Origin of the sequence: Sphingomonas sp. Leaf339 (genome assembly GCF_001426195.1) — a bacterium.
GTDB lineage: Bacteria > Pseudomonadota > Alphaproteobacteria > Sphingomonadales > Sphingomonadaceae > Sphingomonas.
The window spans coordinates 218,557-236,450 of the sequence record NZ_LMRS01000001.1 but is presented as its reverse complement, the minus strand read 5'-3'; the positions used below and the strand labels follow the sequence as shown (position 1 = coordinate 236,450).

Sequence of the window (17,894 nt, the reverse complement as noted above, 5' to 3'; positions counted from 1 at the left end):
AAACCGGTGCGGCGGCCTTGTCGGGAACGGCGGGCTGTCGCACAACCACGGTGAACGGATGACAAGGTGCCGACATAACGGCGCATCATAGGGAGAGAACCGTGGATCATCGTCGGGGCCAGCCGCTAGCGCGTGACGCCATGGCCTATGTACTTGCCGGTGGTCGCGGCAGTCGATTGTTCGAGATGACCGACACGCGCGCCAAGCCGGCGGTGTATTTCGGCGGCAAGAGCCGGATCATCGATTTCGCACTGTCGAACGCGCTCAATTCCGGCATCCGCCGCATCGGCGTGGCGACGCAGTACAAGGCGCATTCGCTGATCCGCCATCTGCAACGCGGCTGGAACTTCCTGCGCCCCGAACGGAACGAAAGCTTCGACATCCTGCCCGCGTCACAGCGTGTGTCGGAATTCCAGTGGTACGAGGGCACCGCCGACGCCGTCTTCCAGAACATCGATATCATCGAAAGCTATGGTCCCGAATTCATGGTCATCCTGGCGGGTGACCACATCTACAAGATGGATTACGAGATCATGCTCCAGCAGCATGTCGACAGTGGCGCCGACGTCACCGTCGCCTGCATGGAAGTGCCGCGGATGGAGGCGACTGCGTTCGGCGTGATGCATGTCGACGAGCAGGATCGGATCGTCGATTTCATCGAGAAACCTGCCGATCCGCCCGCCATTCCCGGCCATCCCGATGTGGCGCTTGCCAGTCTCGGCATCTACGTCTTCGCGACCCGCTTCCTGTTCGAGGAATTGCGCCGCGACGCCGCGACCGAGGGGTCGAGCCGCGATTTCGGCAAGGATATCATCCCCTACCTCGTGAAGCACGGCAAGGCGCAGGCGCACCGCTTCAGCGCCAGCTGCGTCAGGTCGTCGGAAGAACCGCAGGCATATTGGCGCGATGTCGGTACGATCGATGCGTATTGGGAAGCGAACATCGATCTGACCGATGTGCTGCCGGAACTCGATCTATACGAAAATAGCTGGCCGCTCTGGACCTATTCAGAGATCACACCGCCGGCCAAGTTCGTCCATGATATCGATGGCCGCCGTGGTTCCGCCGTCGCCAGTCTGGTGTCGGGTAACTGCATCGTGTCCGGCGCGTCGATCAACCGCAGCTTGTTGTCGACCGGCACGCGCGCGCACAGCTTCTCCATGCTGGACGAGGCGGTGGTGCTGCCGAACTGCCACATCGGTCGCGGCGCGCGCCTGCGCCAGGTGGTGATCGATGCCGGCGTGAAAATCCCCAACGGCCTCGTCGTCGGCGACGATCCTATCCTTGATGCAGCCCGCTTCCGCCGCACCGACAAGGGCATCTGCCTCATCACCCAACCCATGATTGACCGGCTGACGGCGTGATGGCCGCGTTATCGTCCCCTCTCCCATCGGGAGAGGGTGCCGCAACACGCGTTCTCTCTGTCGCTTCCGAGGCCTATCCCCTGATCAAGACGGGTGGCCTCGCGGATGTGGTCGGCGCGCTCCCGGCCGCCTTGGCGGATCAGGGCGTCGCCACCACGACGCTGTTACCAGGCTACCGCGCCCTCGCCCCGACCATGGCCAATGGCCGCGTCATCCATGAATGGCCTGATCTGTTCGGCACCGAAGCCCGCCTGATCGAGGCGAAACTCGACGGCCATCCGCTCCTGATCCTCGACGCACCCGCGTTGTTCGATCGCGATGGTGGCCCTTATGGCGACGCCGCCGGCAAGGACTGGAACGACAACTGGCGCCGCTTCGCCGCGTTAGCCCGCGCCGCCGCCGACATCGCCCATGGCGCGGTGAAGGGCCATCGCTTCGACATCCTTCACGCCCATGATTGGCAGGCCGGCCTTGCTCCTGCCTATGTCCGAGCCCTCGGTGCGCCGGTGAGGACGGTGATGACCGTTCATAACATCGCCTTTCAGGGCCGGTTCGACCTGAGCCTGTTCCCCGCGCTCGGCCTGCCGGACTGGATGGCGAGCATCCACGGCGTCGAATATTATGACGGAATTAGCTATCTGAAGGCCGGTCTGCAGGCCGCCGACGCGATCACTACCGTGTCGCCGACCTACGCCCGCGAAATCCGCGATCCCGCCTTCGGCATGGGCCTCGAAGGACTTATCGCCGCGCGCGCCGCCGATGTGAGCGGCATCGTCAACGGCATCGACCCGGCTGTCTGGAACCCCGCCACCGACGCCGCGCTGCCCGCACCCTACACGGCCGATACGCTGGCTGACCGTGCCGCCAATCGCGCCGCCGTAGAGAAACGCTTCGGCCTGACCCCCGGCGACGGGCCGATCTTCACCGTCGTCAGTCGCCTGACCTGGCAAAAGGGCATGGATGTTCTCGCCGCCGTTCTCGACGATCTCGTCGCGGCTGGCGGCCGGCTCGCGCTGCTCGGCTCGGGTGACAAGCCGCTGGAAGCCGCCTTCCTCGCCGCTGCCGACCGCCACCCCGGCCGCATCGGCGTGCGGATCGGTTACGACGAGGGCCTGTCGCATCTGTTGCAGGGCGGCGCCGACGCGATCCTGATCCCGTCGCGGTTCGAACCGTGCGGCCTGACCCAGCTCTACGGCCTTGCCTATGGCTGCGTCCCCGTCGTCGCCCGCACCGGCGGCCTTGCCGACACGGTGATCGACGCGAACGAGGCTGCGCTCTCCGCCGAAGTCGCCACCGGTATCGTCCATGACGGCGTCACCCCTGACGCGCTGCTTCACGCCATCCGCCGCACCATCGCGCTGCATGCGCAGCCCGATGCGTGGAAGCGCCTGCAGACGAACGGCATGAACGCCGACTTCTCTTGGCGGGAGAGCGGGCGGCGCTATGCTCGGCTGTACCACGACCTGATGGAGCCGGCATGATCCGCGACTACCCCACGACCCCGTTCACCGACCAGAAGCCCGGTACCTCCGGCCTCCGCAAGAAAGTGAAGGTGTTCCAGCAGCCGAACTATGCCGAGAATTTCGTCCAGTCGGTGTTCGACGTCATCGAAGGCAAGGAAGGCGCCACGCTGGTCATCGGCGGCGACGGCCGTTTTCTGAACCGGGAGGTGATCCAGGTCGCGATCCGCATCGCCGCGGCGGCCGGCTTCGCGCGCGCTATCGTAGGCAGCGGCGGCATCCTGTCGACGCCCGCCGCCAGCAACCTGATCCGCATCCGTGGTGCACTCGGCGGCCTCGTCCTGTCGGCCAGCCACAATCCCGGCGGCCCGGACGAAGATTTCGGCATCAAATACAACATCGCTAATGGCGGCCCAGCGCCAGAGAAGGTGACCGAGGCGCTCCACGCCCGCACCCTGACGATCGATCGCTGGCGCGCGGTGGAGGCCGACGACATCGATCTCGATACGCTGGGCGAGGTGACGGTCGGCGGGATGACCGTCGAGATCGTCGATCCTGTCGCCGATTACGCGGCGCTGATGGAACAGCTGTTCGACTTCCCGGCGATCCGCGCAGCGAGGCTGACGATGGCGTTCGACGCGATGAGCGCCGTCACCGGCCCCTACGCGCACGACATCCTCGAAAACCGACTGGGCTTCGCGGCCGGCACCGTCCGCAACGGCGCGCCGTTGCCAGATTTCGGCGGCCATCATCCCGACCCCAACCTCGTCCACGCGCACGAACTGTACGAGACGATGATGGCCCCCGATGCGCCCGATTTCGGTGCCGCGTCGGACGGCGACGGCGACCGCAACCTCATCATCGGCCGGCATCGCTTCGTCACGCCATCGGACAGCCTAGCGATGCTCGCCGCCAATGCGCATCTGGCGCCCGGTTACAAGGACGGGCTGAAGGGCATCGCCCGATCGATGCCGACCAGCGCCGCCGCCGATCGCGTCGCCGCCAAGCTCGGCATTCCGGCCTATGAGACGCCGACCGGCTGGAAGTTCTTCGGCAACCTGCTCGACGCCGGCATGGCGACGATCTGTGGCGAGGAAAGCGCCGGCACCGGGTCCGACCATGTCCGCGAAAAGGACGGCCTCTGGGCGGTGCTCCTGTGGCTCAATATCCTTGCCGCGACCGGCAAGTCGGTCGACACGATCGCGCGCGAACATTGGGCCACCTATGGCCGCAACTATTATGCACGCCACGATTATGAGGGCGTCGAAAGCGACCGTGCCGATGCGCTGATGGCCGAACTGCGCCACAAGCTCGCCACGCTGCCCGGTGCGCGCTTCGGCGATCTGGAGGTCGAGACCGCGGACGACTTCGCCTATCATGATCCGACCGATGGGTCGGTCAGCCGCAATCAGGGGGTGCGCGTGCTGTTCGTCGGCGGCAGCCGCGTCGTGTTCCGCCTGTCGGGCACCGGCACCAGCGGCGCGACGTTGCGCGTCTATCTCGAACGGTTCGAGGCCGATGCGATCGATGGCGATACTACCGAAATGCTCGGCGACAGCGTCGCCGCGGCGGATGCGATCGCCGGCATCGTCCGTCACACCGGCCGCACCGAGCCCGACGTCGTCACGTGACGGCGTCGTCGCGCGGCGCGCCCGGCGGCTGGTTGCGCCGCGTCGCCGACCTGATCCGCCCCGCCCCTTCGCCCGCTGACCGCACCTGCGGTGCGCATCTTCGCGCCGGCGGGACGAGCTTCACGGTGCGCGCCCCCGAAGCGAGCGCGCTGCATCTGTGCCTGTTCGACGGTACGCATGAGCGCCGCATTCCCATGCAGCGCGACGGTGACTATTGGCATGTCGAGGTGCCGCTCGTCGGCGCCGGCCAGCGTTACGGGTATCGCGCCGAGGGCCGCCACGATCCGGCTAACGCCCATTGGTTCGACCCGGCCAAGCTGCTGGTCGATCCCTATGCCATCGAACTCGACACGCGCTTCGTGTACGATCCCGCCCTGTCGGTGTTCGGTGCGGACACCGCCGCGCTGGTGCCGAGAGCGATCGTCCAGCCCGCCTCGGCCGCGCCATTGCCGGAACCGCCGCTGTTCGCACCCGGCGGCCTGATCTACGAACTCAACGTGCGTAGCTTCACCATGCGCCATCCGGACGTACCGCCCGAACAGCGCGGCACGATCGCCGCTCTCGCCCATTCCGCCGTCATCGCGCATTTCCAGAAGGTTGGCGTCGCGGCGATCGAACTGATGCCAATCGTCGCCTGGATCGACGAACGTCATCTACCGCCGCTCGGGCTCGTCAACGCCTGGGGCTATAACCCTGTCGCACCGATGGCGCTCGATCCGCGCCTCTGCCCCGGCGGCGTCGATGAACTGCGCGCGACCGTCGCGACCCTGCGCGACGCCGGCATCGGCGTGCTGCTCGACCTTGTCTTCAATCATACCGGCGAGAGCGATACCGGCGGCCCGACGCTGTCGCTGCGCGGTCTCGATCCCCGATCCTACGCGCACGCGCCCGACGGCTCGCTCATCAATGATGCCGGCACCGGCAACACACTCGATTTCGCGCGCCCGCATGTCCGCAACGTGACCTTGGCGGCGCTGCGCCATTTCGCGATGCTCGGGATCGACGGCTTCCGCTTCGATCTCGCCTCCGTCATGGCGCGCTCGCCCGGTTTCGATCCTGCCGCGCCGATCTTCGCCGCGATCGCCGCCGACCCGGTCCTGTCGACCCGCATCATGATCGCCGAGCCATGGGACATCGGCCCCGGCGGCTATCAACTGGGCAAGTTCCCCGACAACTGGCTGGAATGGAACGACCGTTTCCGCGACGACGTCCGCCGATTCTGGCGTGGTGACGGCAGCCCCGGCGCCCTCGCCACCCGCATCGCAGGTTCGTCGGACACGTTCGGCGGCACCCACACCCGCAGCGTGAATTTCGTCGCCGCGCATGACGGCTTCACCCTGGCCGACATGCTCGCCTATGCCGGCCGCCATAACGAGGCGAATGGCGAGAATAATCGCGATGGCCATGGCGAGGAGATTTGCTGGAACAACGGCACCGAAGGCCCAAGCGACGATCCGGCGATCCGCACCGCCCGCGATATCGACGCCCGCGCCCTGCTCGCCACGCTGTTCGCCGCCAGGGGCACGCCGATGCTGACCGCCGGCGACGAATTCGGCCGCAGCCAGCGCGGCAACAACAACGCCTATGCGCAGGACAACGACACGACGTGGCTCGACTGGACAAACCGCGACATCGCGCTGGAGGATTTCGTCGCCCGCCTATCACAATTCCGCCGGGACGGGCCACTCGCCGATCAGGCATGGCTGCAATCAGCGGACTGGCGCGACATGACCGATCGGCCGATGACGCCCGATCGCTGGAACAGTACCGGCGGTTTCCAACTGCGCCTGCCGACGCCGCCCCACACCTTCTATATCCGCATCGATCGGGGCGAACGCCGCGTCACGCTCGCCCGCGCGGATTTGCTGGAGAGCCGACCTTGATCGCCCGCCTGCTTTTTGCCGCTACCGCCGTCCTCACCGTCGCCGCGACACCGCTGTCGCCCGCGCAGCGGTTCGGCAAGCTGTACCACGATGTGCAGATGCGCCGGCTGTTTCCCGACGGGAAGACCTTTGCCGACGCGGTGCCGAAGCGGCCCGACTCCCGCATTGTCGCCGCCTATCGTGTCTGCAAATGCGGCACCGACGCCACACTCCGCCGCTTCGTCCTCGCCAACTTCACCCTGCCCGAAGCGCCCATCACCCGCCCGCAGCCATGCCGGTCGCTGACCGAGCATATCGACCAGCTCTGGTCGCAACTGACACGCACCACCACCACCGTCCCCGCCGGCTCCTCCGCGCTGACCCTGCCGCGCCGCTACGTCGTCCCCGGCGGGCGTTTCCGCGAGATGTATTATTGGGACAGCTGGTTCTCGATGCTCGGCCTGCCCACCGCCAGGCGACAGGATCTGGTCGAGGACATGGTCGTCGATTTCGGCAGCCTGATCGATCGCTACGGCCACATCCCCAACGGCACCCGCACCTATTATCTCAGCCGCTCGCAACCGCCGTTCTTCTACCTGATCGCCGGCATGTCGCGCGACGCCGCGACGCTTGCCACCCTTACCCGCCAGCTTCGCGCCGAACACGCCTATTGGATGCAGGGCGCCGCCACGCTCGTCCCCGGCCATGAAAGCGCCCGCGTCGTCCGCCTGCCCGATGGCGCGCTCCTGAACCGCTATTGGGACGATCGCGCCGACGCCCGCGACGAAAGCTATCGCGAGGACACCGAACTCGCAAACACCACCCCCGGCCGTCCCCGCGCCGAGCTGATGCGCGATCTGCGCGCGGCGGCGGAGAGCGGATGGGATTTTTCGTCACGCTGGCTGGCGGACGGCCGCAGCCTCGCCACGATCCGCACGACGCGGCTGGTGCCGGTTGATCTCAACAGCCTGATGGTCGGCATGGAGCAGGCGATCGCCGCCAATTGCCGGGTATTGCAAGACATGCCCTGCGCCACCAGCTTCACCGCCCGTGTCGAGGCGCGCACGCAGGCGATCCGCCGCCATCTGTGGAATGGCCGCTTCTTCGCGGATTACGATCTCGACACCGGCCAGCCGAACGCGGTCGCTACCGCCGCGATGACCTTCCCGCTCTTCACCGGCGTCGCCACTGCCGATCAAGCGCGCGCCACCGCCCGCGCTTTCGCCCCCTTCGTCGGAGAGGGCGGCGTTCGCACCACGCTGACCGCATCGGGGCAGCAATGGGACGATCCCAATGGCTGGGCGCCGCTGCAATGGATCGCGATCCAGGGCCTGCGCCGCTATGGCGAACAGGCGCTTGCCGCGCGCATCAGGACCGCGTGGCTCGCCACCGTCACCCGCGAATATGACGCGTCGGGCAAACTGCTGGAGAAATACGACGTGGTCGAACGGCGCCCTGGTGGCGGCGGTGAATATCCCAACCAGGACGGCTTCGGCTGGACCAACGGCGTCACCCGCGCTCTACTGGCAGAGAAACCTGACTCTGGCCGCTAACGCTGACGCTGCATCATCTCGGCCATCGGCATCAGGTTGTGATGCAGATGGCCCATGATCCACAGCGATCCGACCAGCACCAGCGCCACGATCAGCACGCCGAACGCCAGCGCCAGCACGTTGTTGGTGTTGTCCGGCCCGGTCGTGACGTGCAGAAAGAACACCAGATGCACGCCCATCTGCGCCACCGCCAGCGCGATCAGCGCCACCGGGATCGCCGGTCCATAAATTAGGTTGCTGCCCGCCGCCGCGAACGACGCCGCCGTCAGCAACCCGGCCAGCGCCAGCCCGATTACATAGGTCCGCACGCCCGCGGCGATCGACTCCCGGCCGCCTTCTTCGCCGGGTGCGTTCTGATCGTCCAGGTCCTCACCATGCTGCCGGTCGCTCATAATCCCGCCCCCAGCAGATAGACCACGGTGAACAACGCCACCCAGATGATGTCCAGCGCGTGCCAAAACAGGCTGAAGCACGCGATCCGGCGCAGGATATCGTCGCGGAATCCCTTCGCCCATACCTGCGCCATCATCGTCATCAACCACAACAGACCCAGCGCGACGTGCAGCCCGTGACACCCGATCAGCGCGAAGAACGCGGACAGAAACGCGCTGCGCTCCGGTCCTGCCTGCTCGCCGATCAGATGCGTAAATTCATAGACCTCGAGGCACAGGAACGCCGCCCCCAGCAATCCGGTCACCGCCATCGCAGTCAGAAACCAGAAACGATTACGCGCGATCGTAGCAATTCCGGCCATGCCGCAGGCGAAGGACGACAACAGCAACAGCACCGTTTCCCATCCGACCAACCTCAGGTCGAACAGGTCGGCGCCGGATGGACCAGCCGCGGTTTCGCCGACCAGCACAGCATATGCCGCGAAGAACCCGGCGAACATGATAAAGTCCGACAGCAGGAATATCCAGAAGCCGTAAGCAACGACGATGCGCTTGGGAGCCGGCCCGCGCTCGCTGACGGGTACCTCGCCATGACCCAGCTTGTGTGGATCGCCGCCGCTTTTGGCGTGCGCGGCGCTCACGTCGCTACCCCGTCAGGAACACCGAGCAGCGTAGCCTTGCCCTCGCGCCGCATCCGGTCGCGTCGCGCCACCTCATCCGCGGGAATCTCGTACTCCGCCTCGTCCCGCCATGCGAACGCGACAAAGGTCGCCCAGGCGCCGAAGAAGCCCAGGATCACCAGCCACCAGATATGCCAGATCAGCGCAAAGCCCATCGCTGTCGCGAAGAACGCCGAGACGACGCCGGTCGGCGAATTCTTCGGCATTTCGATCGCGGCATAATCCGGCAGGTCGGACAGCCGCTGCTCCTTTCGAGCGTTCGATTTCAAGCCCCAATAGGCTTCCTCGCCACGCACGTCGGGCAACGCCGCGAAGTTGAAGATCGGCGGCGGCGACGTAGTTGCCCATTCCAGCGTTCGGCCATCCCATGGATCGCCGCTCTCATCGACCCGTGCCGCACGGTCGCGGATCGATACGACGAACATGACGATCTGGCAGGCGATACCACACGCGATCAACAGCGCGCCGATGCCGGCCACGATCAACCATGGTTGCCACCCGGCGACATTGTAATGCCCCAGCCGTCGCGTCATCCCCATCAGGCCGAGCACGTACAGTGGCATGAACGCGACGTAGAAACCGGTCAGCCAGAACCAGAAGGACCGCTTCCCCCATTTCTCGTCGAGCGTGAAGCCGAACGCCTTGGGCCACCAGTATGTCAGCCCCGCGAACGCGCCGAACAGCACGCCGGGGATCACGATGTTATGGAAATGCGCGACGAGGAACAGCGAGTTGTGAAGCACGAAATCGGCCGGCGGCACGGCGAGCAACACCCCCGTCATCCCGCCGATGACGAAGGTGACGATGAACCCCACCGACCACAGCATCATCGATGTGTAGCGGATGCGCCCGCCGAACATCGTGAAGATCCAATTGAACACCTTCACGCCCGTCGGCACCGCAATAATCATCGTCGCGATCCCGAAGAATCCGTTGACGTCCGCGCCCGCCCCCATGGTAAAGAAATGGTGCAGCCACACCATGAACGCCAGCAGACAGATCGCCATCGTCGCCAGGATCATCGACCGATATCCGAACAATGGCTTGCCGGAAAAGGTCGATACCACCTCGCTGAAGATGCCGAACGCGGGCAAGATCAGGATGTACACCTCCGGGTGGCCCCACGCCCATATCAGGTTCACGAACATCATCTGGTTCCCGCCCAGTTCATTCGTGAAGAAATGAAAGCCCAGATATCGGTCCAGGGTCAGCATCGCGAGCGTCGCGGTCAGGATCGGAAACGCCGCAACGATCAGAAGATTGGTCGCCAGCGACGTCCAGCAGAACATCGGCATGCGCGTATAGCCCATCCCCGGCGCCCGCATTTTCAGGATGGTCGTGACCAGGTTCACGCCGGACAACAGCGTGCCGACGCCCGATATCTGGAGCGCCCACAAATAATAATCGACGCCCACGCCAGGTGAAAACTGCAGCTCGCTGAGCGGTGGATAGACCACCCAGCCCGTCTTCGCGAATTCTCCGACGACCAGGCTGACATTGACCAGCAACGCACCGCTGGCCGTCAACCAGAAGCTGACGGAGTTCAGGGTCGGGAACGCCACGTCGCGGATGCCCAATTGCAGCGGTACCGCAAAGTTCATCAATCCGATCATGAACGGCATCGCGACGAAGAAGATCATGATGACGCCGTGAGCGGTGAACACCTGATCGTAATGGTCGGGCGGCAGATAACCGGGATTGCCATAGGCGATCGCCTGTTGCGACCGCATCAGCAACGCATCCGAAAACCCGCGCAACAGCATCACCGCCGCCAGCACGCAATACATCACGCCGATCCGCTTGTGATCGACCGACGTGATCCACTCGCGCCACAGATAGGGAAAATATCCGTATTTCCACACCCAGCCCAAGACACTCAGGATCGCCAGCGCGACGACGGCGGATGCGACGATCGGGATCGGCTCATCGAGCGGAATGGAATCGAGGCCCAGCTTACCGAACACCCGAATTCTCCCGCCCGTCGGTCGCTTCTTTGCGCACCGATGCACCCGCATTGGCGACGATCCGATCGTACAAGCCCGGCGCGACCGCACCAAAGACCATTGGTTTCTCACTACCCAAATGACGGGCCAGCGTCAGGAAACGGGGTGCGTCCAATACCTGCCGCTGTGCGCGCCCTTGTGCCAGCCATCCGGCAAACTGCGTTGGCGGCACCGCATCGACGGCAAAATCCATATCGGCGAACCCCTCTCCGCTGTAATGCGCGGAAAGGCCGTGGAAGCGGCCGGGTTTGTCCGCCTGCAGATGCAGCTTCGCGTCCATGCCCGACATCGCGTAAATCTGGCCGCCCAGTTGCGGGATGAAGAAACTGTTCATCACCGTGCCGCTAGTGATGCGGAAACTGATCGGCGTCCCCACCGGGATAACCAGACGGTTGACCGTCGCGACCCCAAGATCGGGGTAGATGAACACCCATTTCCAGTCGAGCGAGACGACCTGCACCCGTATGGGTCGCACGCTGGATAATAACGGCTTTTCAGGTGCGAGTTCGTGCGTGCTGATCCATGTCAGGCCAGCCAGAAAGATTACGACGAGTGCCGGGATCGACCAGACCAGCAGCTCCAACCGTCCCGAGTACGACCAGTTGGGCCGGTATGCGGCTTTGTCGTTTCCCGCCCTGAACCACCAGCCGACGGCCAGCGCCAACAGGATCGTTGGCACCACGATGCACAGCATGATCGCAAGCGCGTTGAACAACACTGTACGCTCGCCCGCCGCCACCGGTCCGGCCGGGTCAAGTACGCCGCGTGAGCAGCTAGCCAACATGCATGCAACGACCAGAAAACCGCATCGGCGGATTACCTGCCTGGTGCGGTTCACAAACCTGCATACCCGGCGGTCGCAATCGTCGGGCAATGTTGCGGGCTGGAACGGCTTGATATCGCACTTTCGATCACGGTGACGAGACGCTACGCCATCCAGATGGTTCCGCCCCGCCCCCGCCGCAGCGCGCTTTTCCTGCCCACGTCCAACCCACGCGCGATCGCCAAGTCCCGCGCCCTGCCGTGCGATGTGGTCATCCTCGATCTGGAAGATGCGGTCGCGCCCGATATGAAGGACGATGCCCGCGCCCGCGCGGTTGCTGCCGTGACCGAAGGCGGGTTTGGAGACCGCGAACTCGTCGTCCGGGTGAATGCGGCCAACACGCGGTGGCACATGGACGATCTGATCGCGCTGACCGGTGCGCCGATCGATGCGATCCTGCTGCCGAAGGTGGGCGACGTCACCGACGTCAAGGCCGCCCGCGATTGTCTTGGCCATGACGGGCCGGCGTTATGGGCGATGATCGAAAGCGCTTGCGGCGTGCTTAATCTGCCGGCCATCGCCGCTGGGGCGGCCGATGCAAAGCTGACCGCACTGGTCGCCGGTACCAATGATCTCGCGATCGACCTGCGCTGCCGCCCCGGTCCGGATCGCGCATCATTGTTGTCGGCGCTCGCCCAGATCGTCATCGCCGCCCGCGCCGTTGGAATGACTGCCCTTGACGGTGTGTTGAACGCGATCGACCAGCCCGACCGGCTGGCGGCTGAATGCGATCAAGGTCGGGCCTGGGGGTTCGACGGCAAGACGCTGATCCATCCGGCCCAGATCGATGCCGCCAACGCCGCCTTTGGCCCCTCCACCGACGACATCGCTTGGGCCGCCCGCGTCATCGCCGCGTTCGCCGACCCCGACTATGACGGACGAGGCGCAATCCGTCTCGATGGTGCAATGGTGGAACGGCTGCATTTGCAGGAGGCTGAGCGCATCCTGGCCCTAATACGATAGGAGTTTGCGATCGGTCTATCAAACCAGACCGTTCTCCTGCGAACGCAAGACTCCAGAGTAGCGAGTGGCTTCGCCCGTAATACCGAGTTCTTGCTTTCGCAGGAAAACATCCGTCAGCGGATCAGGAGCAAATCACACAGCTACCGGAAAGTACTGTCGCCTCAGCCAACCCTACCGCCCGATCCAGTCCGCCACCTGTGTCGCGACCTGATTGGCCGCCTTGTTCAACGCCGGCCCGGCACTGGCCGCATCAATCGCCGCCACCGGCACCCGCGCCTCGAAGCGACGCTTTTCGGTGTTCGTCGCGCCCGAACGGGTCAGTGCCGCGTCGAACGTCACCACCGCCTCGCGCGTCGTCGCATCCAGACCGAAATTGCGGAGTTCACCCGCCAGTTGATCGTTCGCCTCGGTCACCGCCTGGACCTGGCTGATAACGACGCGCCCCGCGCGGGCCGCGATCGTGTCGGACATCAGGCGGGCGAACAGCCGCGCCGGGGGTTCCGACCACTGTGCGTCCTTCACATAGGCCAGCGTCGTTGGCGTCGCCTGCACCGGCACCCGCGCCGCGGCGAGCGCGGTCGGCGTTACCGGCACCTGCACCACGATCGACTTGGCCTTGGACGAGTCCTGCTCCTGGCCCACCGGCACCGATGCCGTGCTGGTCAGCGTCATCAGTGTGTCGGGCGGTGTAGCGCCAAAACTGATGCATCCGCCCAGCGGTGCGGCGACGGCCAGCATCATGGCGACGGTGATCGACTTGTTCATGATGCCCTCACTTACCCTTGTAGTCCGGCAGCTTCTGCTGCCCGATCAGCGAGCTTGCGCCGCCCTGATCGACCTTTTCCGCCACCGACGACAGTGCCGCCGCCGTCACCCGCAGATCGCGCACCAGCCGGTTCGCCTCCGGGATCGTCTGGCGCGAGAACGTCTGCAGGCCCGGCCGCGCATCGCCGATTGCTGCATTCAGCGTCTCTGCCGACTTCTGCGCCGCCGCGATCGCGCCGTTCAGGTTCTGGATCGTCGGATGGATATCGTTCGCCAGCACGCCGTTGGTCGTCTCCGCCAGCGCACCGATCTGCTTGGATGCCTCACCCGCCTGCTGAATCGCGATCCGCGTCTGGGCCAGCGTCGCCGCGATCTCCGGCCCACGATCGGCCAGCGCATCGGTCAGCCGGTTGGTGTTTTCCAGAATACCCGCGATCGACGCCTGATTACGATCGGTCAGCAACCCGGTCAGCCGCTCGGTCAACGTCGACAGACGTTCCAGCAACTGTGGCGCCGAATTCAGGATCGCGCCAATGCCGCCCTGCTTGGTGGCAATTACCGGTACACCATAGGGGCACACCGTCGGGTTCGGCGGCTCCGGGCAGACGATCGGGGCAGCACCCTTGCGCGCGCCGTCCAGCGATACCGTGCTGGTGCCGGTGAAGCTACCAATCACGGTCGCCGTCGTTCCTTGCAGAACGGGCGTATCGTCGTTCACGCTGATGCGGACGCGCACGAACTGCGGGTCGTTGGCCCACAACACGATCTGCTTCACCTGCCCCGACGGAACGCCCGAATAGGTAACGACCGATCCGCGCGCCAACCCATCCACCGACTGGCGGAAGAAAATGTCGTATTCCTTCTCTTCGGCGCCACCGACGCGCGCGATCCACACGGTGAACAGCGCCAGCACCGCCAGAAGGATCAGCACGACGGCACCGACCAGAACATGGTTCGAACGGGTTTCCATCAGCCTGTTCCTGTTGCCTCGTGGGTCGCCCCACGGGCGTTGTTATCTGCCTGTCCGCCCTGCGATCGTTCGCCGGTGCGGCTTGCCTCGACCTCGGTCGGATGGCGGCTCGCCTCGACCTCGGCCCCATGCATTTCCTGCGTAGAGGCCGCCGCACGACCGCGCGGACCCTTGAAATATTCCTGGATCCACGGATGGTCCGTGGCCAGCAATTCATCGATCGTACCGACTGCAATCACCCGCTTTTCCGCCAGCACCGCCACCCGGTCGCAGATCGCATACAGGGTATCGAGATCGTGCGTGATGAGGAACACCGTCAGCCCCAACGTCCGGCTGAGCGAGCGGATCAGTTCGTCGAACGCCGATGCGCCGATCGGGTCCAGCCCCGCCGTCGGCTCGTCGAGAAACAGCAGCTCCGGGTCGAGCGCCAGTGCCCGCGCCAGACCGGCCCGCTTCTTCATGCCGCCGGACAGTTCGGCCGGGTATTTCGGCCCGGCATCCGCGGGCAACCCGGTCATCACGACCTTGTACGACGCGATCTCATCGAGCAGCGAACGAGGCAGCGTGCCGTAGAATTCGCGCAGCGGCACCTGCACATTCTCGGCCACCGTCAGCGTCGAAAACAGCGCGCCGCCCTGGAACAGCACGCCCCAGCGCTTGCGGATGTCCGTCGCCTCGGTCTCGTCGCGGCCGATCGTCGGCTCGCCGAACACGGTGATCTCACCTTTGTCGGGGGTCTGGAGGCCGATGATCGATCGCATCAGCACCGATTTGCCCGTGCCCGAACCACCAACGACGCCAAGAATTTCGCCACGGCGCACTTGCAGGTCAAGATTGTCATGGACAACCGACGATTCGCCGAAGCTGTTTCGCAGACCCTTCACGTCGATGATGACGTCGTCACGCTGCTGGTTGCGGTCATGGGGCATCAGTTCCACCCCACCCATGTGAAGAACACCGCAAAGAACGCGTCGAGCACGATCACCAGGAAGATGCCCTGCACCACCGCCGACGTCGTGCGCAGACCGACCTGCTCCGCATCCGCCTCGACCTGCATCCCTTGGAAACACCCGGCGATCGCGATGATTGCGCCGAACACCGGGGCCTTGATCAGGCCGACATACAGATCGGTGATCGGCACCACTTCACGGATACGACTGATGAACGTGACCGGCGGAATGCCGAGCGAGATCCACGCCAGAAGGCCGCCACCGATGATCGCGATCAGCGAGGCATAGAAACCCAGCAGCGGCATCAGCATGATCGCCGCCAGCGTGCGCGGCAGCACCAGTGCCTCCATCGGCGACACGCCGATCGTCCGCATCGCGTCGATCTCTTCGGTCAGCTTCATCGTCCCCAGCTGCGCCGCAAAGGCAGAGCCCGAACGGCCCGCTACCATGATCGCAGTCATCAGCACGCCCAGCTCGCGTAGCGTCAGCCGCCCGACCAGATTGATCGTGAACACCTCGGCCCCGAACTGGCGCAACTGTACCGCGCCCTGCTGCGCGATGACGATGCCGATCAGGAAGCTCATCAGGCCGATAATGCCCAGCGACGCAACGCCGACCGTCTCGAATTCATGCAAGACCGCGTTGAAGCGAAAGCGGCGCGGATGGCGGATGACCGATCCGAACGCCAGCGTCGTGGCGCCGAGAAAACCGAGTAGCCCCAGCAGCGTGCGCCCGGTCAAGACGACCGCATCACCGATCTCGCCCAGCACGCGGGTGAAGCCACTGGCCTGCGACGGGCGCAGTGCGACATGCTGATCGGACCCGACCACCTGATCGAACAACTGCCGCGCATCGTCGCTCAGTCCTTCGACCGGCGCATCATGACGGGCAGCGAAGCGGTGCACGATCCAGGCGCCGACCGTGTCCATCCGATCGACGTCAGACAGATCCACCCGGTCCACCTTGCCATCGACCCGTTCCAGTCGATCCGGCAACGTTCCAAGTCGCGCCAGCGACAGGTCGCCGGAAAAGCGAACCGTGTCGCCGTCTTCGCGGAAGTCTGCAGCGGCGGTCATCAATCGCCTCTCTGCGGGAAAGTATTCGCCACGGCAAGCCGGTACTGCATCGCGGCGAACCGCTTGATGAGCGGATCGATGCGTCCGATCACAACAACTTGTCGACGAGATGGATGATTAACCCGACCAGACCGCCAACCAGCGTGCCGTTGATCCGGATATATTGCAGATCGCGGCCGACCGCGTTTTCCAATCGGCCAGTGATCGTCCGCGCATCCCAACCGCGCACCGTTTCCGACACCAGCCGCACGATGCCGTCGCCATAATCCGCCGCGATACCCACCACGGCGCGGCGGACGAATCGGTTGATCGTCGTCGCCAGCCGTCGATCCTGACGCAGCGTTGCACCCAATTGATGTAAGACCTCACCCAGCCGCCCGGCCATCGCCGCCTCTGGATCGCGCGCGATGCTGAGCAAGGCGGTCCGCGCCTGTTCCCACAACCCGTCCAGCCACTGCGCCATTGCCGGGTTGGCGATCAATTCTTCCTTTACCCGTTCCACCCGCGCGCGCATCGCCGGATCATATTGCAGATCCCAGGCAAGGCGATCCAGCCCCTCTTCGGCCTTCAACCGCAGCGGATGCTCCGGATTTTCCGCCATGTCGATCAGCAGCTTGTCGAGCCCGCCGATCAGCTTGTCCGCCAGCGTCTCGTCCAGCCCGGTCCAGCGCAACAGGGCGCCAGCGCGCTCGTGGACCATCTGGCGCATCAACGCGTCGTTGCTCGCCAGCGCATCGGCCGCCCAACGAATACCGGCGTCGAGAACCGGCTTGTGCCGACCCTGCGCCATCGTCGCCTTGAGCAATTGTCCCGCGATCGGCGACACTTCCGCCTCGCGCAGACGATTGACCGCCGCCGCCTTCACCATGCCGCCCAGCCGTGCCGGATCGAGCGATTCGAGAACCTGCGCCACCAGCTTTGACGCACCCTGCCGGAAGCGACCACCAGCGCCCTCGGGTGGATCGGTCAGCCAGCGCGCCACCGCACCCGCCACGTCCAGCCGTCGCATCCGCCGTGCCACGACGCGCGGGATCAGGAAGTTTGTCCGCAGGAACTGCGCCAGCGTGTCGCCGATCCGATCCTTGTTGCGCGGTACGATCGCGGTGTGGGGGATCGGCAGGCCCAGCGGATGCCGGAAAAGCGCCGTGACCGCGAACCAGTCGGCCAGCCCGCCGACCATCGCTGCCTCGGCAAAGGCGCGGACGAAGCCCCATGCGGGATACTCACCGACCAGCAGGCGACTGACGAGGAATACCGCCGCCATCACCACCAGCAACACGGTCGCGACCAGCCGCATTCTCACCAGACCGGCCGGTGGGGCATCCATCATACGCGCGCTGGCCATGTTCATCGACTAGAACAATGACCGAGCGCGCGGATGGTTCATGCCGCGGCGCCGCGG

General features: G+C 65.1%; 15 protein-coding genes. 6 read left to right on the top strand and 9 right to left on the bottom strand.

What is annotated here, in order from left to right; genetic code table 11:
• Positions 1-101 precede the first annotated feature (101 nt).
• From glgC to treF, 5 genes are read left to right on the top strand one after another with little or no spacing between them, the layout of a single operon-like run.
• Positions 102-1,364 (top strand): glucose-1-phosphate adenylyltransferase, encoded by a 1,263-nt coding sequence (gene glgC / locus ASG67_RS01115; RefSeq protein WP_082543223.1) that lies wholly within the window; start codon positions 102-104, stop codon positions 1,362-1,364.
• Positions 1,364-2,845 (top strand): glycogen synthase GlgA, encoded by a 1,482-nt coding sequence (glgA, locus tag ASG67_RS01110; RefSeq protein ID WP_056524109.1) that lies wholly within the window; start codon positions 1,364-1,366, stop codon positions 2,843-2,845. The genes glgC and glgA overlap by 1 nt, the downstream gene beginning before the upstream one ends.
• Positions 2,842-4,455 (top strand): alpha-D-glucose phosphate-specific phosphoglucomutase, encoded by a 1,614-nt coding sequence (locus ASG67_RS01105; RefSeq protein ID WP_056524107.1) that lies wholly within the window; start codon positions 2,842-2,844, stop codon positions 4,453-4,455. The genes glgA and ASG67_RS01105 overlap by 4 nt, the downstream gene beginning before the upstream one ends.
• A gap of 53 nt (positions 4,456-4,508) precedes the next feature.
• Positions 4,509-6,338, top strand: coding sequence for a glycogen debranching protein GlgX (glgX, locus tag ASG67_RS01100; protein WP_056526178.1), 1,830 nt, complete (start codon positions 4,509-4,511; stop codon positions 6,336-6,338).
• Complete coding sequence (treF, locus tag ASG67_RS01095; RefSeq protein WP_056524105.1) at positions 6,335-7,870, top strand: alpha,alpha-trehalase TreF; 1,536 nt, start codon at positions 6,335-6,337, stop codon at positions 7,868-7,870. Before glgX ends, treF begins: the two co-directional genes overlap by 4 nt.
• On the opposite strand, the gene cyoD is transcribed toward treF, so the two are convergent.
• Genes cyoD through cyoA form a run of 4 tightly spaced genes read right to left on the bottom strand, consistent with a single transcriptional unit; the run spans position 7,867 to position 11,729 of the window.
• Complete coding sequence (cyoD, locus tag ASG67_RS01090) at positions 7,867-8,262, bottom strand: cytochrome o ubiquinol oxidase subunit IV (protein ID WP_056524102.1); 396 nt, start codon at positions 8,260-8,262, stop codon at positions 7,867-7,869. The two genes, treF and cyoD, sit on opposite strands and share 4 nt — an antisense overlap.
• Positions 8,259-8,903, bottom strand: a complete 645-nt coding sequence (locus ASG67_RS01085; RefSeq protein WP_082543222.1) for a cytochrome (ubi)quinol oxidase subunit III — start codon at positions 8,901-8,903, stop codon at positions 8,259-8,261. Before ASG67_RS01085 ends, cyoD begins: the two co-directional genes overlap by 4 nt.
• Positions 8,900-10,957 (bottom strand): cytochrome o ubiquinol oxidase subunit I, encoded by a 2,058-nt coding sequence (cyoB, locus tag ASG67_RS01080; protein WP_200940685.1) that lies wholly within the window; start codon positions 10,955-10,957, stop codon positions 8,900-8,902. Before cyoB ends, ASG67_RS01085 begins: the two co-directional genes overlap by 4 nt.
• Entirely contained in the window at positions 10,896-11,729 is an 834-nt protein-coding gene (cyoA, locus tag ASG67_RS01075; RefSeq protein ID WP_082543221.1) for a ubiquinol oxidase subunit II, read from the bottom strand. Before cyoA ends, cyoB begins: the two co-directional genes overlap by 62 nt.
• 156 nt (positions 11,730-11,885) lie before the next feature.
• Here cyoA and ASG67_RS01070 point away from each other — a divergent pair, with 156 nt between their 5' ends.
• Positions 11,886-12,731, top strand: a complete 846-nt coding sequence (locus ASG67_RS01070; RefSeq protein ID WP_056524093.1) for an HpcH/HpaI aldolase/citrate lyase family protein — start codon at positions 11,886-11,888, stop codon at positions 12,729-12,731.
• Positions 12,732-12,902: 171 nt separating this feature from the next.
• On the opposite strand, the gene ASG67_RS01065 is transcribed toward ASG67_RS01070, so the two are convergent.
• The 5 genes from ASG67_RS01065 to ASG67_RS01045 all read right to left on the bottom strand — a co-directional run bounded on the left by ASG67_RS01065 (position 12,903) and on the right by ASG67_RS01045 (position 17,843).
• The gene (locus ASG67_RS01065) at positions 12,903-13,496 is read right to left on the bottom strand and encodes an ABC-type transport auxiliary lipoprotein family protein (RefSeq protein WP_056524090.1); all 594 of its coding nucleotides are present in this window, start codon (positions 13,494-13,496) and stop codon (positions 12,903-12,905) included.
• Between the two features lie 7 nt (positions 13,497-13,503).
• On the bottom strand, positions 13,504-14,466 hold the full coding sequence (locus ASG67_RS01060) for an MlaD family protein (RefSeq protein WP_056524088.1): 963 nt from the start codon (positions 14,464-14,466) through the stop codon (positions 13,504-13,506).
• Complete coding sequence (locus ASG67_RS01055) at positions 14,466-15,395, bottom strand: ABC transporter ATP-binding protein (protein ID WP_056526173.1); 930 nt, start codon at positions 15,393-15,395, stop codon at positions 14,466-14,468. The genes ASG67_RS01060 and ASG67_RS01055 overlap by 1 nt, the downstream gene beginning before the upstream one ends.
• Positions 15,395-16,492 carry an ABC transporter permease gene (locus tag ASG67_RS01050; protein WP_056524085.1) on the bottom strand — a complete coding sequence of 366 codons (1,098 nt, stop codon included), beginning with the start codon at positions 16,490-16,492 and terminating at the stop codon, positions 15,395-15,397. Before ASG67_RS01050 ends, ASG67_RS01055 begins: the two co-directional genes overlap by 1 nt.
• Before the next feature lie 88 nt (positions 16,493-16,580).
• Positions 16,581-17,843 (bottom strand): DUF445 domain-containing protein, encoded by a 1,263-nt coding sequence (locus tag ASG67_RS01045; RefSeq protein WP_056524082.1) that lies wholly within the window; start codon positions 17,841-17,843, stop codon positions 16,581-16,583.
• Positions 17,844-17,894: the final 51 nt, after the last annotated feature.

Bases quoted from the DNA above. Each gene is read 5' to 3' on its own strand.
- glgA (WP_056524109.1), top strand. From the start codon at position 1,364: ATGGCCGCGTTATCGTCCCCTCTCCCATCGGGAGAGGGTGCCGCAACA.
- ASG67_RS01105 (WP_056524107.1), top strand. From the start codon at position 2,842: ATGATCCGCGACTACCCCACGACCCCGTTCACCGACCAGAAGCCCGGT.
- cyoD (WP_056524102.1), bottom strand. From the start codon at position 8,262: ATGAGCGACCGGCAGCATGGTGAGGACCTGGACGATCAGAACGCACCC.
- cyoB (WP_200940685.1), bottom strand. From the start codon at position 10,957: ATGCGGGTGCATCGGTGCGCAAAGAAGCGACCGACGGGCGGGAGAATT.
- cyoA (WP_082543221.1), bottom strand. From the start codon at position 11,729: ATGTTGGCTAGCTGCTCACGCGGCGTACTTGACCCGGCCGGACCGGTG.
- ASG67_RS01070 (WP_056524093.1), top strand. From the start codon at position 11,886: ATGGTTCCGCCCCGCCCCCGCCGCAGCGCGCTTTTCCTGCCCACGTCC.
- ASG67_RS01065 (WP_056524090.1), bottom strand. From the start codon at position 13,496: ATGAACAAGTCGATCACCGTCGCCATGATGCTGGCCGTCGCCGCACCG.
- ASG67_RS01060 (WP_056524088.1), bottom strand. From the start codon at position 14,466: ATGGAAACCCGTTCGAACCATGTTCTGGTCGGTGCCGTCGTGCTGATC.
- ASG67_RS01055 (WP_056526173.1), bottom strand. From the start codon at position 15,395: ATGCCCCATGACCGCAACCAGCAGCGTGACGACGTCATCATCGACGTG.
- ASG67_RS01050 (WP_056524085.1), bottom strand. From the start codon at position 16,492: ATGACCGCCGCTGCAGACTTCCGCGAAGACGGCGACACGGTTCGCTTT.
- ASG67_RS01045 (WP_056524082.1), bottom strand. From the start codon at position 17,843: ATGAACATGGCCAGCGCGCGTATGATGGATGCCCCACCGGCCGGTCTG.